Source organism: Streptomyces sp. NPDC001093 (assembly GCF_040298985.1).
Taxonomy (GTDB): Bacteria; Actinomycetota; Actinomycetes; order Streptomycetales; family Streptomycetaceae; genus Streptomyces.
This window is the reverse complement of sequence record NZ_JBEPBF010000226.1, coordinates 1-8,533: the sequence shown is the minus strand read 5'-3', so window position 1 is coordinate 8,533 and position 8,533 is coordinate 1. Positions and strand designations below refer to the sequence as shown.

At 71.1% G+C, this 8,533-nt stretch carries 7 protein-coding genes and 1 pseudogene; 4 read left to right on the top strand and 4 right to left on the bottom strand.

What is annotated here, in order from left to right; genetic code table 11:
* The 4 genes and pseudogenes from ABT288_RS48430 to ABT288_RS48415 all read right to left on the bottom strand — a co-directional run.
* Nucleotides 1-317 (bottom strand): annotated as a pseudogene (locus ABT288_RS48430) (hypothetical protein); the annotation flags it as partial.
* A 203-nt stretch (nucleotides 318-520) separates the two neighbouring features.
* Nucleotides 521-1,471, bottom strand: a complete 951-nt coding sequence (locus ABT288_RS48425) for a serine/threonine-protein kinase (RefSeq protein ID WP_351623063.1) — start codon at nucleotides 1,469-1,471, stop codon at nucleotides 521-523.
* A gap of 120 nt (nucleotides 1,472-1,591) precedes the next feature.
* Nucleotides 1,592-4,012, bottom strand: a complete 2,421-nt coding sequence (gene lon / locus ABT288_RS48420; RefSeq protein ID WP_351623060.1) for an endopeptidase La — start codon at nucleotides 4,010-4,012, stop codon at nucleotides 1,592-1,594.
* Between the two features lie 203 nt (nucleotides 4,013-4,215).
* Nucleotides 4,216-5,046, bottom strand: coding sequence for a rhomboid-like protein (locus ABT288_RS48415; RefSeq protein WP_351623057.1), 831 nt, complete (start codon nucleotides 5,044-5,046; stop codon nucleotides 4,216-4,218).
* Between the two features lie 197 nt (nucleotides 5,047-5,243).
* On the opposite strand from ABT288_RS48415, the gene ABT288_RS48410 reads away from it, so the two are divergent.
* The 4 genes from ABT288_RS48410 to ABT288_RS48395 all read left to right on the top strand — a co-directional run.
* Nucleotides 5,244-5,921, top strand: coding sequence for a spermine/spermidine synthase domain-containing protein (locus ABT288_RS48410; RefSeq protein WP_351623054.1), 678 nt, complete (start codon nucleotides 5,244-5,246; stop codon nucleotides 5,919-5,921).
* Nucleotides 5,922-6,034: 113 nt separating this feature from the next.
* A complete protein-coding gene (locus ABT288_RS48405; RefSeq protein ID WP_351623052.1) occupies nucleotides 6,035-6,775 on the top strand; it encodes a response regulator transcription factor in 741 nt (246 codons plus the stop codon).
* Nucleotides 6,772-7,887 (top strand): HAMP domain-containing sensor histidine kinase, encoded by a 1,116-nt coding sequence (locus tag ABT288_RS48400; RefSeq protein WP_351623049.1) that lies wholly within the window; start codon nucleotides 6,772-6,774, stop codon nucleotides 7,885-7,887. The genes ABT288_RS48405 and ABT288_RS48400 overlap by 4 nt, the downstream gene beginning before the upstream one ends.
* 303 nt (nucleotides 7,888-8,190) lie before the next feature.
* On the top strand, nucleotides 8,191-8,533 hold a 343-nt coding region (locus ABT288_RS48395; protein ID WP_351623046.1), incomplete at its 3' end, for a 2-oxoglutarate dehydrogenase E1 subunit family protein.

The following is an 8,533-nucleotide window of genomic DNA, read 5'->3' as shown; positions in this document are numbered from 1 at the left end:
CCGCCGGCCAGGACGCCGTCGCCGCCGTTACCGCCCTTGCCGCCGGCACCGCCGGTGCCGAGGACGCTGCCGCCACCGGATCCACCGGCGCCACCGCCGCCGCCGACCAGGCCGCCACCGCCGTCACCACCGGCGCCACCGGCACCGCCGCCATGGACGAAGGCCACGGTCGACGTGGGCATCGGGGCCGCCATCGCGCCGGAGACGGGGAGGAGGACACCTCCGGTGACCAGTGCGGCGGAGGCGGCGAGGGTCGCGAAACGGAGACCTCGGCGCTTCGCACGGGCGTCGTCGTGGGTGTGAACATTACGAGTCATGAGCTTTCTCCCATTGCTGTGAGGATTTCCCGAGAGGATTACCGGGGATTTCCGGAGGATTTCCGTCCCCCGGACCGCCTCATTTCCTTTCCGGTGAGGCCGTGCTTCAAGTAAGCCCGAACGGGAAATCGGGGTCACGTTCCGAGGACTCGGGACTTGACGCACTCACAGGCGTCGGGTAAAAGCCGCTCAAATTGCGCGGGTCAGCCGAGGAGCGGCCGGGCCCAGGCAGGGGGATCCGGTGGCGGAACACGGTCCACCACGGTCGGCGTACGGCGGCGGGGAACGCGGTCGGCGACGGCGTCCCGCAGGGCCGCGACGAACTCCAGACAGGTGCCGTGACGGTCGCCGGGGGCCTTCGCCAGGGCCTTGATCAGTACGTCGTCGACGGCGGCGGGGATGTCCGGCCGCTCCTTGCTGAGCGGGGGCGGCGGGTCGTACTGGTGGGCCCACAGCAGTTCCAGCTGGTCCTCCCGCTGGAAGGGCGGGGCGCCCGCGAGCATCTCGTGGACCACGCAGGCCAGGCTGTACAGGTCGGCCCGGCCGTCCACCGGGCGCCCGGCGATCCGCTCGGGCGCCACATAGTCGAGGGTGCCGACGAACTCGCCCGCGGTGGTGAACCCGGTGAGCGACAGCGACTTCTTCGCCAGTCCGAAGTCGGTGAGATACACGTGCTCGGGGTGATCGCTGTCGACGACCTTGGCGACCAGGACGTTGCCGGGTTTGACGTCCCGGTGCACCAGCTCGCGCGCGTGGGCCGCGTCCAGGGCGGACGCCAGCTGGGCCGTCATGCGCAGCGCGACCGGCACCGGCAGCCGGCCCTCCTGGTCGATCAGGGCGCGCAGGTCCTGCCCGGAGACGTAGCACATGGCGATGTAGAGGAGCCCGTCGAACTCGCCGGCCTCGAAGACGGGGACGATGTTGGGATGGTCGATGGCGGCGGCCACCCGGGACTCCTGGGCGAAACGGCGGCGGAAGGCGTCGTTCCTGGTGTACTCGGGGGCGAGCAGCTTGAGGGCGACCGTCCGGCCGAGGCGCAGGTCCCTGGCGCGGTAGACGACGGCCATGCCCCCACGACCGAGCTCGCGCTCCACCTGGTAGCCCGCGATCTCGGCCCCGATCAGACCGGAGGGGGTCTTGGGGGGCCAACTCACGCCTGAATTCTATCGACCTGTGCCGATATGGGCGCGGTGCGCGGATTGCTGTACGCGCACAGGGCGAAGGCCCGGGTCTCCCTCAGGGGACCCGGGCCTTCACTCATCCCGTGGCGTCCGTCACGCCGCCAGGGGAACCTCCGGCGTCGCGCCGTTCGTCGCGGGCGCGAGTGCCAGTTCCAGGACCTGGCGGACGTCGGTCACGGTGTGGACGTCGAGCTTGTCCAGCACCTCGGCCGGGACGTCGTCCAGGTCGGGTTCGTTGCGCTTGGGGATGATCACGGTGGTCACCCCGGCGCGGTGGGCGGCGAGCAGCTTCTGCTTCACGCCGCCGATGGGCAGCACCCGGCCGGTCAGCGAGACCTCGCCGGTCATGGCGACGTCCGTGCGGACCAGGCGGCCGGAGAGCAGGGACGCCAGGGCCGTCGTCATCGTGATGCCGGCGCTCGGGCCGTCCTTCGGGACCGCGCCCGCCGGGAAGTGGATGTGCACACCCCGGTCCTTCAAGTCGCCCACGGGCAGCTCCAGTTCGGCTCCGTGGCTGCGCAGGAAGCTCAGCGCGATCTGCGCCGACTCCTTCATCACGTCACCGAGCTGACCGGTCAGGGTCAGGCCCGCGGCGCCCGTCTCCGGGTCGGCCAGGGAGGCTTCCACGTAGAGCACGTCGCCGCCCGCGCCGGTGACCGCGAGACCGGTCGCCACACCGGGGACCGACGTACGGCGCTCGGCCGGGTCCTGGGCGGACTCCGGCACGTGGTGCGGGCGCCCGATCAGATCGCGCAGGTCGGCGTCCCTCACGGTGAACGGCAGCTCCCGCTCGCCGAGTTCGTGCTGGGCCGCGACCTTGCGCAGCAGGCGTGCGATCGAGCGCTCCAGGGTGCGGACACCCGCCTCGCGCGTGTACTCGCCGGCCAGCTTGCGCAGGGCGCTCTCCTCCAGAACGACCTCTTCCCTGCCGAGTCCCGCCCGCTCCAGTTGGCGCGGGAGCAGGTGGTCGCGGGCGATGACGACCTTCTCGTCCTCGGTGTAGCCGTCCAGGCGGACGATCTCCATACGGTCGGCGAGCGCCTCCGGGATGGCCTCCAGGACGTTGGCGGTGGCCAGGAACACCACGTCCGACAGGTCGAGTTCGACCTCCAGGTAGTGGTCCCGGAAGGTGTGGTTCTGCGCCGGGTCCAGGACCTCGAGCAGGGCCGCGGCCGGGTCGCCGCGGAAGTCGGAGCCCACCTTGTCGATCTCGTCCAGCAGGACCACCGGGTTCATCGACCCGGCCTCCTTGACGGCCCGCACGATCCGGCCGGGCAGCGCGCCGACGTAGGTACGGCGGTGGCCGCGGATCTCGGCCTCGTCGCGGACGCCGCCGAGGGCGACGCGGACGAACCTGCGGCCCATGGCGTGCGCGACCGACTCACCGAGGCTGGTCTTGCCGACGCCGGGCGGACCCACCAGGGCCAGTACGGCACCGCCACGCCGGCCGCCGATGACGCCGAGCCCGCGCTCACTGCGCCGCTTGCGCACCGCGAGGTACTCGGTGATGCGCTCCTTCACGTCCTGAAGACCCGCGTGCTCGGCGTCCAGGACCGCCTTGGCGCCCTGGATGTCGTAGGCGTCCTCGGTCCGCTCGTTCCAGGGCATCTCCAGGACGGTGTCCAGCCAGGTGCGGATCCAGGAGCCCTCCGGGGACTGGTCGCTGGACCGCTCCAGCTTGTCGACCTCCTTGAGCGCGGCCTCGCGGACCTTCTCCGGCAGGTCGGCGGCCTCGACGCGGGCGCGGTAGTCGTCGGACTCCTCGCCGTCCTGCTCGCCGTTCAGCTCGCGCAGTTCCTTGCGGACGGCCTCCAGCTGGCGGCGCAGCAGGAACTCGCGCTGCTGCTTGTCGACGCCCTCCTGGACGTCCTTGGCGATGGTCTCGGCCACCTCCTGCTCGGCGAGGTGGTCGCGGAGCTGCTGTGCGGCGAGCTTGAGCCGGGCCACCGGGTCGGCGGTCTCCAGCAGTTCGACCTTCTGTTCGATGGTCAGGAACGGCGAGTATCCGGAGTTGTCGGCGAGCGCGGCGACGTCGTCGATGGCCTGGACGCGGTCCACGACCTGCCAGGCGCCGCGCTTCTTCAGCCAGGCGGTGGCGAGCGCCTTGTACTCCTTGACGAGGTCGGCGACCTGGCCCGGCAGCGGGTCCGGCACGCTCTCGTCGATGCGGGCGCCCTCGACCCACAGGGCCGCGCCGGGACCGGTGGTGCCGGCGCCGATGCGCACCCGGCTCCGGCCGCGGATCAGAGCCCCCGGGTCACCGTCGGCCAGCCGGCCGACCTGCTCGACCGTGCCCAGCACACCGGTCTTCGCGTACGTGCCGTCGATGCGGGGCACCAGCAGCACCCTGGGCTTGCCCGGTTCCGACCGGGCGGCGGCCTGCGCGGCCTCCACCGCGGCCCGTACCTCGGCGTCGCTCAGGTCCAGCGGAACCACCATGCCGGGCAGCACGACCTCGTCGTCGAGCGGCAGCACGGGCAGGACGAGCGTGAACGCCGGTGACTCAGTAGCCATGATCTCCCCTTCGGCAGTCAAGTTGAGCTATGCCGACTCAACCGTTGAGGGGAGGGCTGGTGTTCCCCTTGTCTGTTCGCTCTCAGCGATCACGTTCGCCCAAGGGGGTGCCGTGGAAGGTGCGTTCGCGGGTGAGGGTGCGGGTGCGCGGCGCTTTCGCGCGCCCGCGCGGCGGAGCCGCACATCGGTACAGTCCCGCGCCCCTATCGGGGCGCGTCAACCCACCGGCGTACAAAAGGCCAGCTCGCCACACCTATCGTCAGCGCGATCAGGTGGCCCCAGTTCGTCATCGGGTCCACGAAGGCGATCAGGTCGCTCACGAGTTCGGCGGCCGTCAGGGCGAGAAGGGGCCAGCGGAGCCAGGGACGCAGGAGGCCCGACAGGGCGCCGATGCTGCCTGCCACGCCGAAACTGATGCCGTAGTCGAGGCGGTGCAGTGAGGTGGGCGGAAGGTGGCCGACCAGGACGGCGAGGCCCACGGGGATCTCGGTGGCGAGCGTGGCCAGGACGTGCCCGGCGAGGAAGACGCAGGCCGCACGCGCGCCCCCTATCCGCCGCTCCAGCGCGGTGAGCACCAGCACGAACGCCACCGCGTACGGCGAGAGGACACCGCCCGCGATCCACAGCGCGCTCGCCAGCAGCACCACCGCGGGTGTGCGCACCAGGTGGGCCACGTCCGTGCTGGAGTCCTGGTAGAGGGCCTGCACCAGGGCGGGGTCGGCCAGGGTCGCGAACACGGAGGTGACGGCCAGGACGGCCATGTAGGCGAAGGTGAACGGGGTGCCCGCGGGGGTGGGCAGCAGCCGCCACAGCCGCGGAACCGAGAGCGAGAGCGGGAGCGGTGCGGCCGGACGCCCTTCGACGGGGGCGGGTCCGGGAGCGGGAGCGAGGGGCGTGGCGTGCCGCTGGCGTGGCACGCCGTCCAGCAGGTCCGCGATCGCGGGCACCGGGACGGCGCCGAGGCCGTCCGGAAAGGGCGCGCCCGTCAGGGGCGGGGACGCGGCCGCCGCAGGGCCCGTCGCGGTCCGTTCCACGCTGTGGCACTCCTTCCGTTCTGCCCCAACCCTTCGGCTTCCGGGGGCCGCTGTCTATGACCGACGCCACGCGAGAGCCGATTCACAGCAACCTCCTACGTTCCGGCCGCGTCCTCGCCCCGCACCGAAAGGGTGCACATCAGTGCGACATTTCTAATTCCCGTGAAGGTCAAGGTGTGTTCAAGGAGGATGGGTGCATGACTGCCGTGTACGACTCCCCCGTGATCCTCGACCGGCGCGACGGCCCGTACGGCGAGGTGGTGCTGCGCCGGCACGGAGCACTGTTGCAGATCATCGCCAACGGCTGCTTCCTGATGGACACCTCCGACGGCCGCTCGGAGCGGCTGCTGGTCGACGCCGCGTACCGGGCGCTGGACGGGCGGCCGGAGCCGAACGTGCTGATCGGCGGGCTGGGCGTGGGGTTCTCACTCGCACATGCCGCGACGAGCCCCGGGTGGGGGCGGATCACCGTCGTGGAGCGGGAACCCGCCGTCATCGACTGGCACCGGGACGGGCCGCTGGCGGCGGTCTCCGCCACGGCGCTCGCCGACCCGCGCACCGAGGTCGTGCAGGATGACCTCGTGGCGTTCGTCAATGAGACATCCGACACGTTCGACGCGCTCTGCCTGGACATCGACAACGGTCCCGGCTGGACGGTCACGGACGGCAACCACACCCTCTACTCACCCGCCGGACTCGCCGCCTGCGCAAGGGTGTTGACTTGCGGCGGGGTGCTCGCGGTGTGGTCCGCCGAACCGTCTCCGGAATTTGAAGGTACCTTGCGGAATGCCGGGTTCCAGCAGGTGCGTACCGAAGAGGTGCCCGTTGCCCGGGGCGTTCCGGACGCCGTGCACCTCGGCGTCCGCCCTGGATAGCGACAGCACGGTGGATCCCCGTAATGTGCTGCCCTGACGCGGATCATTCAAGCGTCAATCGCAGACATGGGATCACCCCACTGGTTCCGGAAAGCAACAAGCAGGGGCGGGCGATGGAGCAGACACACACCTCCCAGAGCGGCGCGGCGACGACCACCCCGGGCGCACAGCGCCGGGTGCTGGTCGTCGAGGACGACCCCACGATCGTCGACGCCATCGCGGCCCGGCTGCGTGCCGAGGGATTTCTCGTACAGACCGCGACGGACGGCCCGGCCGCCGTCGACACGGCCGAGGCCTGGCAGCCCGACCTGCTGATCCTCGACATCATGCTGCCGGGCTTCGACGGCCTGGAGGTCTGCCGGCGGGTGCAGGCGCAGCGCCCGGTGCCGGTGCTGATGCTGACCGCGCGCGACGACGAGACGGACATGCTGGTCGGTCTCGGCGTCGGCGCGGACGACTACATGACCAAGCCGTTCTCGATGCGGGAGCTGGCCGCACGCGTGCACGTGCTGCTGCGCCGGGTGGAGCGGGCGGCGCTGGCCGCGGCCACCCCGCGCTCCGGCATCCTGCGGCTCGGCGAGCTGGAGATCGACCACGCACAGCGCCGGGTGCGGGTGAAGTCCGAGGACGTCCATCTCACGCCCACCGAGTTCGACCTGCTGGTGTGCCTGGCGAACACCCCGCGCGCGGTGCTCTCCCGGGAGCAGCTGCTGGCCGAGGTGTGGGACTGGGCGGACGCCTCCGGCACCCGTACGGTCGACAGCCACATCAAGGCGCTGCGCCGGAAGATCGGCGCCGAGCGGATCCGTACGGTGCACGGCGTCGGGTACGCGCTGGAGACGCCCACGCCATGAGCGTCGACGGGCGTCAGGCCGCGCGGAGAAGCCCCGGGGAGGATCCCTGGGGCGGCGTGCGCCCGTTCTCGATCAAGACCAAGCTGGGCGCGCTCGTCGTCATCTCGGTGCTGATCACCACCGGTCTGTCGATGATCGCGGTGCACACCAAGACCGAGCTGCGCTTCATCACGGTCTTCTCCATGATCGCCACCCTGCTGATCACGCAGTTCGTGGCGCACTCGCTCACCATGCCGCTGGACGAGATGAACGCGGTGGCGCGGTCGATCTCCGAGGGCGACTACACCCGCCGGGTGAGCGACGGCCGCCGGGACGAGCTGGGCGACCTGGCCCAGACGATCAACGTCATGGCGGACGAGCTGGAGGCCCAGGACCGCCAGCGCAAGGAGCTGGTCGCCAACGTCTCCCACGAGCTGCGCACCCCGATCGCGGGCCTGCGCGCGGTGCTGGAGAACATCGTCGACGGGGTCACCGAGGCCGACCCGGAGACCATGCGGACGGCCCTGAAGCAGACCGAGCGGCTGGGCCGGCTCGTGGAGACCCTGCTGGACCTGTCCCGGCTGGACAACGGCGTCGTACCGCTGAAGATGCGGCGCTTCGAGGTGTGGCCGTACCTCTCGGGCGTGCTGAAGGAGGCCAACATGGTGGCCTCGGCGCGCGCGGGCATCGCCTCCGGCTCCGGCAGCCACACGCGTACCGACGTCCATCTGCACCTGGACGTCTCCCCGCCGGAGCTGACCGCGCACGCGGATCCCGAGCGCATCCACCAGGTCGTCGCCAACCTGATCGACAACGCGGTCAAGCACAGCCCGCCGCACGGCCGGGTGACGGTGAAGGCGCGGCGCGGGCCGCAGCCGGAGTCGCTGGAGCTGGAGGTCCTGGACGAGGGCCCCGGCATCCCCCGGTCGGAGTGGCACCGGGTGTTCGAGCGGTTCAACCGGGGCGCGGTGACCCGGCCGCACGGGCCGGGCAGCGACGGCGGCACGGGGCTCGGTCTGGCGATCGCCCGCTGGGCGGTGGATCTGCACGGCGGCCGGATCGGTGTGGCCGAATCCGAGCGGGGCTGCCGGATCATCGTCACCCTTCCGGGACCGTCCTCCGTCCCACGTTGACGTAGGGTTCGAACCGGAGGCACAAGATCCACGAGCGTCCGCGCCACTGCAGCGCAGCTGGACACGTGTGATCAGGAGCAGGCCCGCGCGATCGGTCGAACGAAGAAGCGCCGGGCCGGGGCCGACGCACCCTCTCACCTACGGAACCACGCTTGTTTCCCGCCATATCAAGCCCTGAAACAAGATTTCCGATGTGACTTACGCGACGATGACCTTGCTCGACCTGACCTTCCCGGCCGTGGAGGCGTAGCCTTTATTTCCGCTGTCCATCACCTTGTGAAGCGGAAGAGGGCGGTTGCCGCCGTGTCGCCACAGTCCCCCAGTAACCCGAGCGTCTCCACCGACGACCAAGCCGGGAAGAACCCCGCTGCCGCGTTCGGTCCGAACGAGTGGCTCGTCGACGAGATCTATCAGCAGTACCTCCAGGACCCGAATTCGGTAGACCGCGCCTGGTGGGACTTCTTCGCCGATTACAAGCCGGGTGCTCCTGCCACCCCGGCTGCGGCGGGTACTGCGGCCGCGGGGGCCGCAGAGACCACCACCACGGCCCCGAAGGCCCAGCCCGCGCCGGCTCCCGCGGCCCCCGCGGTCCCGAAGCCCGTCGCCGCTCCGGCCCCGGCTCCCGCAGCCCCCGCGGCGAAGGCCG

Excerpts from the sequence above, each read along its gene's own strand:
- ABT288_RS48405 (WP_351623052.1), top strand. The coding sequence starts at position 6,035 with ATGGAGCAGACACACACCTCCCAGAGCGGCGCGGCGACGACCACCCCG.
- lon (WP_351623060.1), bottom strand. The coding sequence starts at position 4,012 with ATGGCTACTGAGTCACCGGCGTTCACGCTCGTCCTGCCCGTGCTGCCG.
- ABT288_RS48410 (WP_351623054.1), top strand. The coding sequence starts at position 5,244 with ATGACTGCCGTGTACGACTCCCCCGTGATCCTCGACCGGCGCGACGGC.
- ABT288_RS48400 (WP_351623049.1), top strand. The coding sequence starts at position 6,772 with ATGAGCGTCGACGGGCGTCAGGCCGCGCGGAGAAGCCCCGGGGAGGAT.